General features: G+C 64.2%; 16 protein-coding genes and 1 tRNA gene. 10 read left to right on the forward strand and 7 right to left on the reverse strand.

Going from position 1 to position 18,055, the window contains the following annotated elements; all coding sequences use genetic code 11:
- Positions 1 to 85: 85 nt before the first annotated feature.
- The 4 genes from MOV80_RS03000 to treR form a co-directional block, all read right to left on the reverse strand.
- The gene (locus MOV80_RS03000; RefSeq protein ID WP_019104242.1) at positions 86 to 1,306 is read right to left on the reverse strand and encodes a carbohydrate porin; all 1,221 of its coding nucleotides are present in this window, start codon (positions 1,304 to 1,306) and stop codon (positions 86 to 88) included.
- A gap of 97 nt (positions 1,307 to 1,403) precedes the next feature.
- Positions 1,404 to 3,056 carry an alpha,alpha-phosphotrehalase gene (gene treC / locus MOV80_RS03005; protein WP_107731618.1) on the reverse strand — a complete coding sequence of 551 codons (1,653 nt, stop codon included), beginning with the start codon at positions 3,054 to 3,056 and terminating at the stop codon, positions 1,404 to 1,406.
- A 16-nt stretch (positions 3,057 to 3,072) separates the two neighbouring features.
- Positions 3,073 to 4,503 (reverse strand): PTS system trehalose-specific EIIBC component, encoded by a 1,431-nt coding sequence (gene treP, locus MOV80_RS03010; protein WP_107731617.1) that lies wholly within the window; start codon positions 4,501 to 4,503, stop codon positions 3,073 to 3,075.
- A gap of 234 nt (positions 4,504 to 4,737) precedes the next feature.
- Positions 4,738 to 5,445, reverse strand: a complete 708-nt coding sequence (gene treR, locus MOV80_RS03015; protein ID WP_019104245.1) for a trehalose operon repressor — start codon at positions 5,443 to 5,445, stop codon at positions 4,738 to 4,740.
- 189 nt (positions 5,446 to 5,634) lie between these two features.
- Between treR and MOV80_RS03020 the strand changes: the two genes are divergently transcribed.
- A complete protein-coding gene (locus MOV80_RS03020; protein ID WP_043591956.1) occupies positions 5,635 to 6,114 on the forward strand; it encodes a nuclear transport factor 2 family protein in 480 nt (159 codons plus the stop codon).
- Between the two features lie 18 nt (positions 6,115 to 6,132).
- On the opposite strand, the gene MOV80_RS03025 is transcribed toward MOV80_RS03020, so the two are convergent.
- Both MOV80_RS03025 and MOV80_RS03030 read right to left on the reverse strand, forming a co-directional pair.
- Positions 6,133 to 6,744, reverse strand: coding sequence for a M24 family metallopeptidase (locus MOV80_RS03025; protein WP_107731616.1), 612 nt, complete (start codon positions 6,742 to 6,744; stop codon positions 6,133 to 6,135).
- Between the two features lie 36 nt (positions 6,745 to 6,780).
- Complete coding sequence (locus tag MOV80_RS03030) at positions 6,781 to 7,836, reverse strand: FAD-binding oxidoreductase (RefSeq protein WP_249604826.1); 1,056 nt, start codon at positions 7,834 to 7,836, stop codon at positions 6,781 to 6,783.
- Positions 7,837 to 7,984: 148 nt separating this feature from the next.
- On the opposite strand from MOV80_RS03030, the gene MOV80_RS03035 reads away from it, so the two are divergent.
- The 4 genes from MOV80_RS03035 to MOV80_RS03050 all read left to right on the forward strand — a co-directional run bounded on the left by MOV80_RS03035 (position 7,985) and on the right by MOV80_RS03050 (position 12,369).
- Positions 7,985 to 9,433: a PLP-dependent aminotransferase family protein gene (locus tag MOV80_RS03035; RefSeq protein ID WP_249604827.1), complete on the forward strand. Its 1,449-nt coding sequence runs from the start codon at positions 7,985 to 7,987 to the stop codon at positions 9,431 to 9,433.
- A 44-nt stretch (positions 9,434 to 9,477) separates the two neighbouring features.
- Positions 9,478 to 9,957, forward strand: coding sequence for an SRPBCC family protein (locus MOV80_RS03040; protein ID WP_114152564.1), 480 nt, complete (start codon positions 9,478 to 9,480; stop codon positions 9,955 to 9,957).
- A gap of 124 nt (positions 9,958 to 10,081) precedes the next feature.
- Positions 10,082 to 10,155 (forward strand) — tRNA-Gly (locus MOV80_RS03045).
- A 63-nt stretch (positions 10,156 to 10,218) separates the two neighbouring features.
- Entirely contained in the window at positions 10,219 to 12,369 is a 2,151-nt protein-coding gene (locus MOV80_RS03050) for an AsmA family protein (protein ID WP_081574649.1), read from the forward strand.
- Positions 12,370 to 12,595: 226 nt separating this feature from the next.
- On the opposite strand, the gene MOV80_RS03055 is transcribed toward MOV80_RS03050, so the two are convergent.
- Positions 12,596 to 14,569 carry a cation:proton antiporter gene (locus MOV80_RS03055; protein ID WP_039756660.1) on the reverse strand — a complete coding sequence of 658 codons (1,974 nt, stop codon included), beginning with the start codon at positions 14,567 to 14,569 and terminating at the stop codon, positions 12,596 to 12,598.
- Between the two features lie 117 nt (positions 14,570 to 14,686).
- On the opposite strand from MOV80_RS03055, the gene MOV80_RS03060 reads away from it, so the two are divergent.
- Genes MOV80_RS03060 through lptB form a run of 5 tightly spaced genes read left to right on the forward strand, consistent with a single transcriptional unit; the run spans position 14,687 to position 18,052 of the window.
- Positions 14,687 to 15,667 (forward strand): KpsF/GutQ family sugar-phosphate isomerase, encoded by a 981-nt coding sequence (locus MOV80_RS03060; protein ID WP_039756662.1) that lies wholly within the window; start codon positions 14,687 to 14,689, stop codon positions 15,665 to 15,667.
- 25 nt (positions 15,668 to 15,692) lie between these two features.
- A complete protein-coding gene (locus tag MOV80_RS03065; RefSeq protein WP_019104254.1) occupies positions 15,693 to 16,217 on the forward strand; it encodes an HAD-IIIA family hydrolase in 525 nt (174 codons plus the stop codon).
- Complete coding sequence (gene lptC / locus MOV80_RS03070) at positions 16,214 to 16,783, forward strand: LPS export ABC transporter periplasmic protein LptC (protein ID WP_019104255.1); 570 nt, start codon at positions 16,214 to 16,216, stop codon at positions 16,781 to 16,783. Before MOV80_RS03065 ends, lptC begins: the two co-directional genes overlap by 4 nt.
- Positions 16,773 to 17,327 (forward strand): lipopolysaccharide transport periplasmic protein LptA, encoded by a 555-nt coding sequence (lptA, locus tag MOV80_RS03075; protein ID WP_043591966.1) that lies wholly within the window; start codon positions 16,773 to 16,775, stop codon positions 17,325 to 17,327. Before lptC ends, lptA begins: the two co-directional genes overlap by 11 nt.
- Positions 17,324 to 18,052: an LPS export ABC transporter ATP-binding protein gene (gene lptB, locus MOV80_RS03080; protein ID WP_019104257.1), complete on the forward strand. Its 729-nt coding sequence runs from the start codon at positions 17,324 to 17,326 to the stop codon at positions 18,050 to 18,052. Before lptA ends, lptB begins: the two co-directional genes overlap by 4 nt.
- Positions 18,053 to 18,055 lie beyond the last annotated feature (3 nt).

The raw sequence follows: 18,055 nt of genomic DNA on the forward strand, positions 1-18,055 counted from the left end.
CCGTCGGACGGGATCGACAGATCAATTATCCGGGCGAAACGTTCAAAAAATTTGATGGTCCGCGCCCGCTACGCTCAAACATTGCTCACCACCAGTGTTCCAGCTGCACCCCGAAGGTGGAGCCGCTCAGCGCATGGCCGAAGGCACCGCCGTCGGCCAAAGTCGAGCCGGGCGCGGCCGCCTGCTGGGCGGCGCGGTTCCAGCGCGCGTAGGTGTAGAAGAAACGCAGTTCCGGCCGGCTCCAGAACGCCTTATCCAGCGCCAAGGTCGGCGCAATGGTGAACTTGCTCAGGGTGCGGACTTGGCCATCGGCGGCCTTGACCCGGTCGAAGCCCACTTCGGCCGCCAGCTTGAAGCGCTCGCCAAAGGCGTAGACCGGCCGCGCGCCGGCCGACCACCAGGTCTGCCCACCGTCCGGCCGCGCGTCGCGTTGCCAGGCCAGCATCAACTGGCCGCCGAATTCTCGCGTGGCTTGCCAGTCCAGCGCCTCCACCAGCCGGCTGCGTCGCGTGCCGCTGTCGCTGACGAGACTGCCGGTGCCGCCCAGGCCGGTGCCCGGCCCCACCCCGTATTGCAACGCAAACAGGTTGCGTCCGCCCAATACGCCTTTTTGCTCGTGCAAGGCGCTGAGCGACCAGCCGCTGTTCGCGCCCGTCACCTGGCCAGCGCGCTGGATGTAGCTGAGGCCCAGAGTCAACTCGCCGCCGGGATTGACGGCGATGCCGCCCAATTGCAGATCATGCTTATTAGCCTGATCCGCCTGCCACCAATTGTCGTTGCGCGAGAAGGCGTAGCTGAGCTTGAGCGCTTGGCCCAATTTGAAATCCTCCAAACCGAAACCGGTGCCGCTGGGGTTCCAGAAATAGAAGTCGGCGATATGCACGTCGTGCCGCTTGTAGTAGCGCCGCCCCGCCCACAGCGTGGCGCCGTTCAGTTCCGGGATATCGCTCCACTTGGCGTAGGCCTGCGGCAAGCGGACATTGCCATTGTCGCCCTGGAAAGTCAGCGAATGGCCGTTGCGGTTGTACAGGCTGGCCATGCCCACCACGCTGAGCTTGCTGCCGTTTTCGGCCTGGAACAGCTGCTGGCCCAGTTCCAGCTCGGCGTACTGCTCGCATTCGTTGCCCAGCCGGTACTTGGTTTCGGCGCCGGCCAGCTGAAAGCAGCTCTGCTTGCCGCCGCTGTCGGAACCGCCGGCGCCCAGGCGGGCGTAGCCGTGAAAATCCAGTGCTTGCGCGGCGGCGGGCAGCAGCAGGGGGGCGGACAAGGCCAGCAAGGCCAGGCCGCGGGGGGTGAATTGAGTCATTGTTCTCTCCATTTCCCTTAGTTTTGGGCACAACGCGGCCTGCCGGCCGGGAATGCCGGCAGCTCGCAGAGGATTAACTCCTCGAAAATTCTGAGGCTCAGTTCAGAACGGCGCGGTAGATCAACGATTCGTAAGGCCGCAGCCGCGCCCGGGCGGGATGAGCCGCCGCGTCGGCGTAATTGGCGCACAGCAACTGCCAGGCATGGTCCGGACTCAGGTAGTCGGCAGGCGGCGAGTAATCTCGCTCCTCGGCGCTGAAATTGCTGATGATCAGCAGCTTCTCGCGCTCGCCGGTCCGCGCGTAGACCCACAGCGCCGGATCCTCCGGCGTCAGGCAGCGGTAATCGCCGTCGCTGAAGATCGGGTATTGCTTGCGCAGCGCGATCAAGCGCCGGTAGTGCTGCAGCACCGAGTCCGGATCGCGACGCGCGGCGGCGACGTTCACCGTCGCCGCGTCCGGCGCCAGCCCTATCCACGGTTCACGCCGCGAAAAGCCGGCGAAACGGCTGTCGTCCCATTGCATCGGCGTACGTGAGTTGTCGCGCGACTTCTGCCTGATCGCCGCCATCGCCTGCTCGCGGTCCAGGCCGCTAGCCAGCAACTGGCGATAAGCATTGTGGGTTTCCACATCTCTGTAGTCTTCGATGTCGGAGAAACCGGGGTTGGCCATACCGATTTCCTCGCCCTGATAGATGTAGGGCGTGCCTTGCAGGCCGTGCAGCGTGGACGCCAGCATCTTGGCGGACTCCACGCGGTAGCGGCCGGCGTCGCCGAAGCGCGACACCACTCGCGGCTGGTCGTGGTTGCACCAGAACAGAGCGTTCCAGCCGCCGCCCTCGTGCATGCCGCGCTGCCAGTCAGACAGAATGCGCTTGAGCGCGATGAAGTCGAAGGGCGCGGCCCGCCACTTCTCGCCGTCCGGATAATCCACTTTCAAGTGGTGAAAGTTGAAGGTCATCGACAGTTCGCGCCGCTCGGGGTGCGAATAGGCGACGCAATGCTCCAGCGAGGTGGACGACATCTCGCCCACTGTCATCAAATCCCGGCCGGCGAACACTTCGCGGTGCATCTGCTGCAGGTATTCATGCACTCGCGGGCCGTCGGTGTAGAAATGGCGGCCGTCGCTGTCGTCCTCGGAGAAAGCCGGATCCTTGGAGATCAGATTGATCACATCCAGCCGGAAGCCGGACACGCCCTTGTCCGCCCAGAAATTCATCATGTCGAACACCGCGCGCCGCACCGCCGGGTTGTCCCAGTTCAGGTCCGCCTGCGTTTTGTCGAACAGGTGCAGATAATACTGACCGCTAGCCTCGTCCCGCGCCCAGGCGGAACCGCCGAACTTGGAGCGCCAGTTGTTGGGCCTGTCCCGCCAGATATAGAAGTCTCGATAGGGATTGTCCCTGCCCTGCAACGCCTGACGGAACCAGGGGTGATCGGTGGAGGTATGGTTGACCACGATGTCCAGCATCACCCCGATGCCGCGCAGCCGGGCCTCGGCCAGCAATAGCTCGAAATCGGCCATGCTGCCGTAAGCCGGATCGATCGCGTAGTAATCGCTGACGTCGTAGCCGTTGTCGCGCTGCGGCGAACGATAGAACGGCGTCAGCCATATATAATCCACCCCCAGCCAGGCCAGGTAATCCAGCTTGTCCGCCACGCCCAGCAAATCGCCGGTGGCCGCTCCGTGGTGGCTGTAAAAGCTCTTGGGGTAGATCTGGTACACCACCGCGGATTTCAGATTCTTCTTCATCGGAACGGCTTTCGTATCAGGACTGCGGCAACTGGCGGCGCGCCAATACCCAGGTCAGAGCGAACGGCGCCACCAGAGCCACCACCATGCCCACCATGAACATCGGAATCTGCTGCGGGATGATGGAGATGAAGGCCGGCAAGCCGCCGACGCCGATCGCCGAAGCGCGCACGTGGCTGAGGGTGATGGTGGCGGCCGCCAGCGCCGAGCCGACAAGCGCCGCGTAGAACGGCAGCTTGTAGCGCAGGTTGACGCCGAACATCGCCGGCTCGGTGATGCCGAAGAAGGCGGAAATCGCCGAGGTGGACGCCATGCTCTTCTCATTGCTGGCGCGCGCCAGCCAGAACATCGCCAGCGCGGCGCTGCCTTGGGCGATATTGGACAAGGCGATCATCGGCCAGATGAAGGTGCCGCCCTGATTGGCGATCAGCTGCAAATCCACCGCGATGAACATATGGTGCATGCCGGTCAACACCAGCGGCGCGTACAAGGCGCCGAACAACATCGCGCCCAGCAGCGGCGCCAGGTTGAACACATAAACCAGCGCATCGGTAATGGCGATGCCCAGGTGGCGCGCCACCGGACCAATCACCGCCAGCGCCAGCACGCCGCTCACCACGATGGTGACGATGGGCACCACCAGCAACTGGATGGAATTGGGCACCCGCGGCCGCAGCCACAGCTCCACCTTACACATCACCCAGGTGGCGGCCAGGATGGGCAGAATCTGGCCTTGATAACCCACTTTCTCGATACGGAACCAGCCCAGCACATCGAAATACGGCAGCACCGCGCCATCCAGCCCGGCGGCGGCCTTGCCGTAGTTCCAGGCGTTGAGCAGATCCGGATGCACCAGCAGCAGGCCCAGCACGATGCCCAGCACCTCGCTGCCGCCAAAGCGCTTGGCAGCGGACCAGCCCACCAGCGCCGGCAGGAACACAAAGGAGGTGTTGGCCATCATGTTGATCAGCCCCCACACCCCGTCCAGGCCCGGGTAGGCGTCCAGCAGGCTCTTGCCGTCGATGAACATGCCCTTGGCGCCCAGCAGATTGTTCAGCCCCATCAGCAGGCCGGCCACGATGATGGCGGGCAGGATGGGCATGAACACATCGGAGAACACTTTGACCAGCTGCTGCAAACGACCCTGCTTCTGATCGCCGCTGGACTTGACCTCGGCCACCGTAGCGCGTTGCAGCGCCGCCAGCTCGATCAAGGGCTGGTAGACCCGGTCCACGTCGCCGGAACCGATCACTATCTGGAACACGCCGCCGTGGCTGAACTGACCCTTGATCAACTCCACCTGGCGCAGCGCCTCCTGGTCCACCCGGCTTTCGTCCTTCAAGGACAAGCGCAGCCGGGTAATGCAGTGCGCGGCCTGTTGCAGGTTGTCGCGGCCGCCCACCGCTTCGAGTATCCGCGCGGCGATCTTCTGGTAATCGTGGCTCATCTGAGGGTCCCTGTATCTCTCGGCCTGCCGGTCTGCGCCGTCTAGCCCGTTATCAAACCTGGCGGCGGTATTGGCAAGCGCCGCCGATGCTGATGGCACGCTAACTGGTACAGACGAGTTGTGTCAATACTCGTATAGACGAGTTTGCGCAAAATCAAACGCGCCGGTGCGCTAACGCAACAGGCGCCATAAATCGCTTCAGATCAAGGAATGACGGCGAGCGCCGCCGGGCCGCTATTTACGGCGGGCGACGTCGGAGAAGAAGAATTTGTCCAGCCGATGGCGGGATTCGGTGTATTCGAACTGCCGGCCGTCGTAGAGATGGGTGTGGTTCTTGACCACGATCACGTGGTCCATGCCGTTCAGGTCCAGGTAGCGGCGGTCGTCGTCGTTGCAGGCCTGCGCCTCTATCACCCGGCGGGCGTAGCTGATGTTCAGGCCCAGCCGCTGTTCGATGAACTCGTAGATGGAGCCGGCGGCGGCTTCACGGTCCAGCCCCGGCACCAGGCTGGCGACGAAATAGTTGATGTCCAGGATCACGTTTTCATTGTCGATATTGCGCACCCGCTTGATCTTGAGCAGCGGGGTTTTCTCGCGCACGTCCAGCAGCTTGGCCAGTTGCGCATCCGCCGGCACCGTCTCCATCTCCGCCACCCGGGAACTGACGCGGCGGCCCAGGTGCTGGTGCGCCTCCTTGAAGCTGACGATGCCGCTGAGCTGGAATTCGATATTGCCGGAGCGCAGTACAAACACGCCCTTGCCGTGGATTTTCTGCACATAACCGCGCTCCTGCAGCATGTCCACCGCTTTGCGCACGGTGCCGCGGCTGGCCTCGTAGCCCTGCATCAGTTCGGTTTCGGAAGGAATGCGGTCGCCTTGCTGGTAACGCTGGTTGTCGATGTCGGCGACGATGTCGGAAAAGATTTGGCTGTATTTGTTCACGGCATGGATTCGGCAAGATCTGGCGGAGCGCCCCAGTCCGGCAGTCTGCCTCAAGCGCGAGCGGCGCGCCAGTCCGGTCCGGACGCTCTTGCGCCATGCGCAATAGTGCATTGCTCGCGGCGGCTATTCCGCCCGCTGCTGCTGCGGCGCACACTGGCCCCTCCTTCACGCATCCCCATGGAGAACAAAATGTCCCCGTCCGATACCCTTCGTCCGCCGCTGCCACCTTTCGACCGCGCCGGCGCCGTCCTCAAAGTCCGCCTGGCCGAAGACGGCTGGAACAGCCGCAACCCGGAACAAGTGGCTCAGGCCTATACCGAAGACAGCCAGTGGCGCAACCGCGCCGAATTCCCGCACGGCCGCGCGCAGATCGTCGACTTCCTCGCCGGCAAATGGCGGCGCGAACATGAATACCGGCTGATCAAGGAACTATGGGCCCACGACGGCGAGCGCATCGCGGTGCGCTTCGCCTACGAATGGCGGAACGAGGCCGGCCAGTGGTTCCGTTCCTACGGCAACGAAAACTGGGAGTTCGCCGCCGACGGCCTGATGCGGCGTCGTTACGCCTGCATCAACGATCTAGCCATCCGCGAGGACGAGCGCCTGTTCCACTGGCCGCTGGGACGCAGGCCGGACGATCATCCCGGCCTGAGCGAGCTGGGCTTGTAAACAAGACCTAGGCAGCCCTCACTCCGCGAAGCAGGCATCTTCCAACAACATGTCCTCGAAGAAAGCGCCGAAGGGCCGGGACGGATGGCGGATGTGGATTTCCAACACCCACAGCATGCGCGCCGGCGTGAAGTCCACCTCCGCCAGCGGCCCCTCGTGAATGGCCGCGTGCGGGAAATCCGCCAGCCGATGGCCGGATAGGTCCAGGTTCAGTTCCCAGCCGCGGGCGGTGGCGCGGGCGTCGGCGGCGCAGCGCGCCATCTCCGGATCGGCGCCGGTGACGAAGCTGTCGCCACCGTCGCCCTCCCACTGTTTCCACACCGGGCCGATGTCGATGAAGAAAATATCGTCGTCGCCCAGACGCACGCCGGGATCGGAGGCCGCGCCGAAAGTCTTCAGCGTGTTGCGGCCAAAGCGCACGTAGACGTCGTGCCAGCCGCGCAGCATGCCGCGCTCGGCCAGGATGTCCTTGGCCTGTTCCACCGCGTCCTCCTCCAGCATTCCGGGTTGCATCGCCGCGGCGATCAGCACAATCGCCTGTCGGGTTTTATCGCGCACCGCCATCAATTGCCTCGGGTCAAAAGCCGGCCCCACGCCTTCCAAAGCCGATTGCCGAATATTTGCTTCCATTTCATGCTCCTTTGCTAAATACGGGCAGGCGGCCGCCTACCCTGGAATGACAACGCTCAGACCCTGCAAACGCGGATGCAAGGCGATCTGGCAGGCCAACCGGCTGTGGCCGTCGCCGGCTTCCAGCGCCGCCAACAGCCGCCGCTCCGCACGCTCCATCGCCGGCAAACGCGGCAGCCAGTCCCGCTCGACGCGAACCAGGCAAGTGCCGCAGGCGGCCTGCCCGCCGCAAACGCCGCGCATCAGCCCGGCGGCGGCCAGCGCCTGCATCAGGCTGCCGGAAGCGGCCACCTCCAGCCACTGCTCCCCGCCGTCCGCGACGCGCACGCTTAAAGCCATCGCTTCCAAGGCTGGCGCGGCTGAAACCGCCGGCTGAAACGCGTCCGCCAGGAAGCGCTCCTCCGGCAGGCCGCACTCCCGCGACAACAACTGACGCGCCGCGTCCACCATTGCCGGCGCGCCGCAGGCGTAGGCCTCGGCGGCGCGCAAACAGGAGTAATTCTCCGCCGCCGCCTGTTGCACGAAGCCACGCCGTCCATGCCAGCCCGGCCCGGCCTCGGACAGCACCGGCTCGAAACGAAAGCCCGGACGCTCGCGCTCCCACGCCCGCATCTCCTCAAGCAAATACAGGTCGTCCGCGTTGCGGCCGCCCCAATACAAGGTCACCGGTCGCGCTCCGGGCACTCCCAGCCCCTGCTGCAACATCGCCCGCAGCGGCGCGATGCCGGTGCCGGTGGCCAGCATCAGCGCCTGTTCGGCGCCGGAGTCCTCCCGCCACACGCAATCGCCGTATGGCCCCTCCAGCCATAGCGTGTCTCCCGGCCGCGCTTGCCGGCGCAACCACTCGGAAAAAGCGCCGCCCGGCTGTAGCCTCACATGCAGCTCGATATCGCCATCGGCTCGCGGAGCCGCCGCCATCGAATAACTGCGCGTCAGCCCGCCCGGAACCGTCACCGAAACGAACTGCCCGCTGCGAAAACGCAGCGGCGCCGCGTCAACGCACTCCAACCGCAATCGGCAGACATCGCGTCCCAAGCGCTCCATCACCGCCAGCCGGTAGCCGCGCGCGCCGCTGTCTTCCTGCTCCCTCATTTGCCGCTCCTTGATATCTCGCGCGCCGCGTCGGCGGCGCAGATGAACGACTAGACTTTAGGCCGCCTTTGGACCAGCAAAAACATCCAGTTTTGATAAGATTGATGGTCCAGAACCAAAATAAGCACATTAGGGAAGGAGGCCGCGCATGCTGCGAAAATGGGATTTGCAACTCCGCCTGGATAGAGACGGCGGGCTGCCGGTGCATCTGCAAATCGCCCAGCAGATCAGCGCCGACATCCAACGCGGCCGGCTGCCGCCGGGCGCGCCGCTGCCGGGCAGCCGCGAACTGGCGGCGCAGCTGGGCATCAACCGCAAGACCGCGGTGCTGGCCTATGAGGAACTGGCGGCGCAAGGCTGGCTGCTGACCCAGGGCCGGCGCGGCACCTTCGTCGCGCCCAGCCTGCCGCTGCTGTCGCCGCGGTCCGCGCCGGCCGCCGCGCGGACGCCCGCAAGCGTCCCCGCGCACGACGACATCGACTTTGGCGACGGGGTGCCGGATTCACGGCTGATTCCCTTCGACGTGCTAGGCCGCGCCTACCGCCGCGCGCTGATCGCCACGTCCCGCGCCGGGCGGCTGGCCTACGGCGACCCGCGCGGCGAACTGCCCTTGCGCCAGGCCTTGGCGGAAATGCTGGACATGGAGCGCGGCCTCAACGCCGACGCCGAGCGCATCTGCGTGGTGCGCGGCAGCCAAATGGGCATTTATCTGGCCGGCCGCGCGCTGCTGCGGCCCGGCGACGCGGTGGGACTGGACGCGCTCAGCTATCCGCCGGCGCGCGAAGCCTTTCGCTCTCTGGGCGCGCAACCGCTGGACGTGGAGCAAGACGCCGCCGGCATGCGGCCGGACGCGCTGGAACGGCTATGCCGGACTCAAGCAGTCAAGGCCATCTACCTGACCCCGCACCACCAGTACCCAACCACTCTGATGATGCCGGCAGAACGCCGACTGCAACTGCTCGCCCTGTCGCGGCGCTACGGTTTCGCCATCATCGAAGACGACTACGACCACGAATTCCATTTCAGCCACAGCCCGGTGCTGCCCATGGCCAGCCTGGACGCCGCCGAACGCATCGTCTACGTGGGCTCCCTGTCCAAAGTGCTGGCGCCTGGCCTGCGCGTAGGCTACTTGGTGGCCGACCCCGCCCTCATCCAGCGTTTCGCCGCCGACATCATGCTGATAGACCGCCAGGGAAACGCCGTCACCGAGCTGGCGGTGACGGAATTGATGCATAGCGGCGAGCTGAAGCGTCATCTCCGCCGCGCGCTGCGCGTCTACCGCGCGCGCCGCCAGGCGCTGGCCGACGCGATAGACAGCCACCTGGCCGGCCTGGCCGAATACAAGCTACCGGAAGGCGGGCTGGCGCTGTGGCTGCGGCTGCCGTCCTGGGTGGACATGCCGCGGCTAAGCGCGGACGCGCGGAGCGCCGGCGTGCGTTTCCTGCCCGGCGGCGCCTTTGGCAGCGACGGCCGCGACATACCCGCGCTGCGTCTGGGCTTTGGCGCGCTGGAAGCGGCGCAACTGGAACAAGGCGTCGCTCGTCTGGCTCAGGCGCTGCGCCGGCAAATTCCAGCGGCGGGATTGCAGTCGTCATGACGAAGAACTAATCTGAGCCGATACCCCCGCCTGAAAGATCCGCCATGAACCACGCCAATGGCCCTTACCGGCTCACGCTGGAACGCCTGATCGACGCCCCGCCGGAACTGGTTTACCGCGCCTGGACCGAAGCCCGACTGCTATGCCAATGGTTCACCCCGCGTCCGTGGACCGTGGCCTCGGCCGAACTGGACGTCCGGCCCGGCGGCTCCAGCCTCGTGGTAATGCGCAGCCCGGAAGGACAGGACTTCCCCAATCGCGGCGTCTATCTGGAAGTGAAGCCGGGACGCCGCCTGGTCTTCACCGACGCCTATACCGAAGCCTGGCTGCCGTCGGCCAAGCCCTTCATGACCGTGACCTTGGAATTCGAGCCCCTCGACGGCAAGACCCATTACCGCGCCGACGTTTTGCATTGGACCGAGGCCGACTTGCGTGAACACGAGGCGATGGGCTTCGCCAGCGGCTGGGGCCAGGCCACCGATCAATTGGAAGCCTTGCTGGCCGGACTGCGCGCAGAGCGTTGAGCGCGTATTCTTTTTTTATCAATCGCTTAGCTCCAATCGCTGTCGCCAGCCCCCTGTGGGGCCGCCGCGCGCCTTGCCAAAACAGACAAAAAACGCTACATTCGGGCGCTCTAGCCGAAAACGCGCGGGTGTAGCTCAATGGTAGAGCAGAAGCTTCCCAAGCTTACGACGAGGGTTCGATTCCCTTCACCCGCTCCAGTCCGATTCCCCAACCCGTAACCTAGATCAAACCGCTGGCATGGCCCATCCGAGCATCCACCCATGAAATTGAACTCCGGCCGGCTGTGGCTTCGCATCACTGTTTACAGCCTCACCGCCTTGGTCGCGGTCGTCGTGCTGGTGCAATCGCTGATCTATTGGCAGTTCGATGAAGCCCAAGTGCGCGGCACCCTGTCCCACGCCCTGCAAGATACCGGCCGCGTCATCAGCATCGAAGGCCGTGTCACCCCCGTATTGTTTCCCGCCCCCGGCATCCAGATTGAAAAGCTCTCCGTCTCCGAGCCGGGCCTGCAAACGCCCTTCGCCCGAGTGGAAGAACTACGCGTCGGCCTGGCCTGGTGGCCGCTGCTGTTCGGCAACCGCGAAGTCAGCTCAGTGGCGCTGTACGGCCCCAGCGCCAATATCAGCCGCGGCGAAGACGGCCGCCTATCCATCGCCGATCTGTTTCAACGCCATAGCCAGAGCAGCTTCTCCATCAAGCTGGACACGCTGAAAATACGCGAAGGCACTCTGGTGCTGTCCGACCAAATGACCCATACCGACAGCCGCGTCGCCAGCATCAGCCTGGACGCCGAGGATCTGCGAGGCGGTGCCAGCCTCAGCGCCGGCGCCATCCTGGAACAGGGCTCGCGCCCGGTGCGGCTGGCGGTCAACACCCCGTTGTCCATCCAGGACGATCAGGTCAGCCTGGAAGCGCTGGACGCGGTGGCGATGACCCAAGTGCCCGGCCTGGGCGAAAGCAAGCTCACCGTCAGCGGCCAGTACAAGCTCAACTTCGCCACCTTGCAAGCCACCGGCAGCAATGTGGCGCTCGCCTTCAGCAGCGAGCGGCCCAGCAGCGAAGTCCACCTGGCGCTGCCTCAAATCAACGCCAGTTTCGACGAGCTCACCATGCCCTCCGGCCAACTGAGCGCCAAGCTCAGTTACGCGCGCAGCCAGTACCAGCTGGAAGCCGCGCTGGAAAACCTCAAGCTCAACGAGGCAGGCCTGTACGCCGACAAGCTGCACGGCGACTTCAACTGGCAGGCCGGCTCCACCAAGGTCAACGTCAAACTCAACGCGCCGCTGTCGCTGGCCGGCATGAACCAATTGCGAATGCAGCCGCTGGCGCTGACCTCCACCATCACCACTCCGCTGCTGCCGCGCGGCAAGCTGGTCTCCACCATGGACGGCGCTTTGGACGGCGACCTGGACGAACCGCGCTTCAATCTGCGCGTCGCCGGCAAGATGGACGGTTCCGACCTGGCGGTCACCGTCAGCCAGTACGGGCTGATCAAACCGCGCCATGAGGCAACAGTGTCCGTGGGCCGGCTGGACCTCAACCGCTACCTGCCGGAAAGCAAGGGCGACCCGGTGGCCATCTTCCAAAACACTGGCGACATCCCGCTGGACTGGCTGGACCTGTTCGACCTCACCGGCAAGGTGGCGATAGGCGAACTGGCGGTGGGGCGCTTCCGCATCAAGCAGATCAGCAGCAATGTGCGCATCAACCCGCGCGAACTGGAGCTGGACCAGATGTCGGCCGACATTTACGAAGGCCGCTTGCAGGGCGACGCCAGCCTCAGCCGCCGCGACGTGCCTCAGCTGAAAGTGAACCAGACCCTGCAAGGCATGAAGATCCGCCCGCTGCTGGTTGACTTGTTCAACTTCAACCGCCTGGACGGCAAGGGCAACGGCAAGATAGATATCAACGCCGACGGCAAATCCTTCGCCCAACTGCGCAACACTCTGAGCGGCAATGTGCAAATGAGCCTGAACAACGGCGCGCTGACAGGGATCGACTTGGTGGCCGCGCTGAAAAACCTGCCGGCCGAGCTGAAGGAATGGAACAGCGCCGCGCAGAACGACCAGAAAACCACCTTCTCCACACTGTCCAGCAGCTTCCGCCTGGACAAGGGCGTGGCGCGCAGCCAGGACCTGAAACTGGCTTCTCAGCTGATGAATGTGGGCGGCGGCGGCAAGATAGACCTGAAGCAGAGCATTGTCGACTACACCATGGACGTGCAGGCCAACCCGCTGGCCTTCGCCCGCCTCAAGGGCGTCAACGTGCCGTTGAAGATCACCGGCCCGCTGAACGCCCCGGTGTACGCGCTGGACTTCAACGCCATGGTCAAGGGCAAGAAAACCGAAGTGGAAAAACAGCAGGCGCTGAAGCAGCAGTTGCAAAAGCAGATCACCACCATCCTGCCTTAGAGCTTGTTCAAAGTCTGCTGCGCTTCGGCGGGATGGATAGATAAAGAGCGTTGAAACCCGCTTCGAAAGACTCATGTACCACACGTACATTCCGCTTTCTCAGCCGTTTTCACCTTGTCTCGCCCTAGCTCGCAAGATCCTAAACACGTTCTGAGAACCCGCATTAACACGAACGGCCCCCGCAGCGTGAGTCGCGGGGGCCGTTTCGGCTTTCTCTCGTCGGACCTTAGTCCCCCTGCAGAATCCGGTACTCGGCCAGCGCCAGCTGCTCCGGCGTGCCCAGCAACACCAGCGCGTCTCCCTGCTCCACCTCGAAACTGTCGTCGAAATCGGTGCGCCGCACCCGCTGACGACGAATCGCCTTTAATTCCACGCCCAAATCCCGCAGATGCAGATTAGCCAGCGGCTGGCCCACCGCCGCCGCCCCGGTGCAGACCTGAATGCTCTGCAGCCGCGGCACCAAAGCCTCGTCCATGCCCTCGCCCTCGTCGCTGACACCGCGGAAGAAACCGCGGAACAGGCCGTAGCGCTCCTCGCGCACCGCGCGGATGCGGCGCACCACCCGGCTCGGCGGCACGCCGACCACCAGCAGCGCCTGCGAGGCCAACATCAGGCTGCCCTCCATCACCTCGGCCACCACCTCGTCGGCGCCGGCGTGGCGCAGCTGATCCATATCGCTGTCGTCCACGGTGCGCACAATCACCGGCAGCCCCGGCCTCGCATGCTCCACCGAACTCAGAATGCGCAAGGCCGCGTGGGTGTCGGCAAACGTCACCACCACCGCCTTGGCGCGCATCAGGCCGGCAGCCACCAGCACCTCGTGCTTGCCGGCGTCGCCGAACACCACTGGATCGCCGGCTTCTCCGGCCTCGCGCACCCGCTCCGGATCCATGTCCAGCGCGAAGAACGGAATGTCCTCCGCCTCCAACAGCCGCGCCAGCGCCTGGCCGCTGCGACCGTAGCCACAGATCACCACATGGTCGTTCTTGGACATGCTCTCCACCAGCATATGGTGCAAGTCCAGCGCCTGGAACATCCAGTCCTGCTTGATCAGACGGCGGGTGATCTTGTCGCCGTACAGGATCAGGAAAGGCGCAATCAGCATTGAAATCAGAATCGCGGCGATAGCCGCCTGGGCGGTGCCGGCCGGCACCAAATGTAGGTTCAAGGCCAGCGCCAGCAGCACGAAGCCGAATTCGCCGCCTTGCGCCAGGGCCAGGGCCGCCCGCATGGACTCATTGGACTTGTGGCGGAAGCCGCGCGCCACGCCGAACACCACCGCCACCTTGATCGGCAGCAGCAGAGCCAACATCAGCAGCACTTCGCCGAAACGCTCGAACAACACCGTCAGCTCCAGCTTCATGCCGACTGTGACAAAGAAGAAACCCAACAGGATGTCTCGGAACGGCCGGATGTCCTCCTCCACCTGATAGCGGTATTCGGTTTCCGAAATCAACATGCCGGCCACGAAGGCGCCCAAGGCCAGCGACAGGCCGGACAGCTCGGTGAGCCAAGCCACGCCCAAGGTCACCAGCAACACATTGATCATGAACAGCTCGCCCGAGCGCTGCCGCGCCACCAGGTGGAACCACGGACGCAGCAGGCGCTGGCCGAAGAACAACAACAGGGCCAGCACCACCACCACCTTCAACGCCGCCAGGCCCAGATCCATCCATAAGGTATCGCTGCCGCCGGCGAAGGCCGGGAACAGGATCAGCAAAGGCACCACCGCGATATCTTGGAACAGCAGCACGCCAATGGCCAACTGGCCGTGAGCCTGGTTCAACTCCAGCCGCTCATTGAGCAGCTTGCTGACGATGGCGGTGGAAGACATCGCCAGCGCGCCGCCTACGGCGAAACCGGTCAGCGGGCTGCCACTGATCCAGCCCACCGCCAGGCCCACCAACAGCATGGTGACCGCCACCTGGCCAAAGCCGACGCCGAACACCAGTTGCCGCATCGCGCGCAGCTTGGGCAGGGAAAACTCCAGGCCGATGGAAAACATCATGAAGACAATGCCGATCTCGCCGAGAAAGGCGGTTTCCTCGCCTTGCGGAATCAAATTCATCACGCCGGGGCCGGCCAGGAAGCCCACCACCAGATAGCCAAGCATGGCCGGCACTTTCAGGCTGCGGCACAAAGTCACCGACAACACCGCGGCCAGCAAAACCAAGACGATAGGGGCAAGAGACGAATGCATCGCGCGGCGGAACTCCTGAGGCTGATGGGATGGAAGGCTGCAATTTTTAACACATGCCAAGCAAAAGATGCACCAGCCTGCGTTCAGCGATTATAACCTTTGATATACTTTCGAATTATGGAAAAAGTACAAGCTCCGTCCCGGCTCCAGTTGGCCCGGGAAGTCCTGCAGATAGAATCCGAAGCCATCACCGCGTTGTCGCGCAGCCTGAACGGCGACTTTCTCGCCGCCGTGGACCTGATCCTGTCCAGCCCCGGCCGTCTGGCGGTCACCGGCATGGGCAAGTCCGGCCACGTGGCGCGCAAGATCGCCGCCACCCTGGCCAGCACCGGCACGCCGGCCTTTTTCGTCCATCCGGGCGAGGCCGCCCACGGCGACCTGGGCATGATCACCGCTCAGGACATCGTGCTGGCTTTGTCCAACTCCGGCGAAAGCGACGAGATCATCGCGCTGCTGCCGGCCTTGAAGCGCAAGGGCGTGCGCTTGATCTGCATGACCGGACGCGAAAGCTCCACCATGGCGCAGGAGGCCGACATCCATCTGGACGCCCGTGTGGAAAAGGAAGCCTGTCCTCTGGGGCTGGCGCCCACCACCAGCACCACAGTGCAAATGGCGTTGGGCGACGCGCTGGCGGTCACGCTGATGGACGCGCGCGGCTTTGGTCAGGGCGATTTCGCGCTATCGCATCCGGGCGGCAGCCTGGGCCGCAAGCTGCTGGTTCACGTTTCCGACATCATGCACAGCGGCGACGAATTGCCGCGGGTGGCGCCGGGCACGCCGCTGAAGGACGCCTTGCTGGAATTGTCGCGCAAGCGGCTGGGCATGCTGGCCGTCTGCTCCGCAGACAACGCCCTGCTGGGCGTCTACACCGACGGTGACCTGCGCCGCACCCTGGAACGCTCCGCCAATCTATACGATCTGACCATAGATCAGGTGATGAGCCCCTCGCCGCGCACCATAGGCCCGAAAAAACTGGCAACCGAGGCGGTGTTCCTGATGGAACAGAACAAGATCACCAGCCTGCTGGTCGTAGACGAAGACAACAAGCTGATCGGCGCGCTGCACCTGCACGATCTATTCAAGGCCGGCGTGATCTGAATCGCCGGCATTAGCAAGGACAAGCATGCAAAGCATTTTCGAGCAGGCCCGCAAGGTCAAGCTGCTGATCATGGATGTGGACGGCGTGATGACCGACGGCCGCATCTACTACAACGCCCACGGCGAAGAAAGCAAATCCTTCAACGTACAAGACGGCCTGGGCCTGCGCCTGCTGCAATCCACTGGCGTCCAGTTGGCCATCATCTCAGGCCGCGCCGACCGCTGCGTCGAACATCGCGCCCGCGCGCTGCACATCGATCATTACTACGGCGGCGTGCACGACAAGAAGCTGGCGCTGGGCGAACTGCTGGAACTCACCGGCCTGACGGCCGAGGAATGCGCCTTCATCGGCGATGACCTGATCGACCTACCCATCATCACCCGCGTCGGCCTGGCCGTCGCGGTGCCGGAAGCGCCGGCCCTGGTGCGTCAGCGCGCGCACTACGTCACCGGCTGCTCCGGCGGCAAAGGCGCGGTGCGCGAACTGGCGGAACTGATCATGCAGGCTCAGGGCTCCTTCGATCCGATCCTGGCAAGGTATCTGGCATGATCCGCCTGCTGCGCTCCCACCGCCTGTTCCCGCTGCTGCTAGTGGGCCTGACCGGCCTCTTGACCGTGTGGCTGGACCAAGTCTCGCGCTGGGACAGCAACCGACGCGAACTGGACCCGGACAAGCCCGAATACGTGGCCGAACACCTGACCGCCACCCGCTTCGACGCGCAAGGCAAGCTCAATGAACGGCTGATCGCCACCCGTATGTGGCAGTACCCGGGCAAGGACGACGCCTTCTTCGAGAACCCCGAGCTTTACCAGTACCAGCAAGGCGCGCTGCAATACCAGTTGATCGGCGACGTCGGCCGTTACAACAACAAGACCCAGCAAGCCTATTTCGACAAGAAGGCGACCATGATCCAGCCCGCCGCCGCGGACAAGCCGGAAACCAAGGTCGTCACCAGCGCCATGCACGTCGACACCGCCAAGAAAATCGCCCGCTCCGCCGCGCCCACCGTGTTCTATCACGGTAAATCGCACGGCAACTCCGTGGGCTTCGTCTATCAGCAACAGACAGGTTTGTTGAACCTGCTGTCTCACACCAAGATCATTTATGAAAAATAAGCTCCGTCTCCTGCTGGCCGGCCTGGCGCTGGCCGCCGCTTCCGTCGCCCACGCCGAACAGGCCGACCGCACCAAGCCGATGGAAATCACCAGCGACAACGGTTGCACCATGGACCAGATCAAAGGCGTGTCCACCTGCGAAGGCAATGTGGTGGTGATTCAGGGCACGCTGCGCCTGAACGCCGACAAAGTCGTCGCCACTCAGGACAAGCAAGGCCAACAGACCCTGGTGGCCACCGGCCGCATCGTCACCTTCCGCCAAAAAATGGACGGCAAAAACGAATGGGTGGAGGGCCAGTCCAGCCGCCTGGACTATAGCAGCGCCGCCAACCTCGCGGTGCTGACCGGCAACGCCCGGGTCAAGCGCGAAGGCGATCTGGTGGTGGGCAATGTGATCACCTACAACACCCAGAACGAAACCTACCAAGTGACCGGCGGCACCGCCACCGGCCCCAACAAGGGCCGCGTCACCGTGATCCTGCAGCCGAAAAACACCGCCTCGCAGCCGGCGGCGGCCAAACCCGCCAGCGGAGCCAGCAAATGACGCAAAGCGTGCTCAAGGTTGAGCGCCTGCGCAAGCGCTTCAAAAAACGCACCGTGGTCAAGGACGTGGCGCTGGAAATCGCCAGCGGCGAAGTGGTGGGCCTGCTCGGCCCCAACGGCGCCGGCAAGACCACCAGCTTCTACATGATCGTCGGCCTGATCGGCGCCGACGACGGTGAAATCCGCCTGGACGATCAGGTGATCACCCACTACCCCATCCACCAGCGCGCGCGCCTGGGCCTGGGCTACTTGCCGCAGGAAGCCTCCATTTTCCGCCGCATGACGGTGGAAGAGAACATCAGCGCCATCCTGGAAGTGTCCGGCCTCAAGGGCAAGGAACTGGAAAAAGAGCTGGACCTGCTGCTGGACGACCTCAACATCGGCCACCTGCGCGACAGCAGCGCCTTGTCGCTGTCCGGCGGCGAACGCCGCCGCGTCGAGATCGCTCGCGTGCTGGCCACCCGGCCGCGCTTCATCCTGCTGGACGAACCCTTCGCCGGCGTCGACCCGATCGCGGTGATCGACATCCAGAAAATCATCTCCTTCCTGAAGGAACGCGGCATCGGCGTGCTGATCACCGACCATAATGTCCGCGAAACCTTGCGCATCTGCGACCGCGCCTACATCATCAGCGAAGGCTCGGTGCTCGCCTCCGGCGAACCGGAAGAACTGGTCAACAACGAGAAGGTGCGCGAAGTCTACCTTGGCGAACACTTCCACCTGTAAGCG

The organism is Chromobacterium sp. IRSSSOUMB001, from assembly GCF_023507765.1.
In the GTDB taxonomy this organism is placed as follows: Bacteria; Pseudomonadota; Gammaproteobacteria; order Burkholderiales; family Chromobacteriaceae; genus Chromobacterium; species Chromobacterium haemolyticum.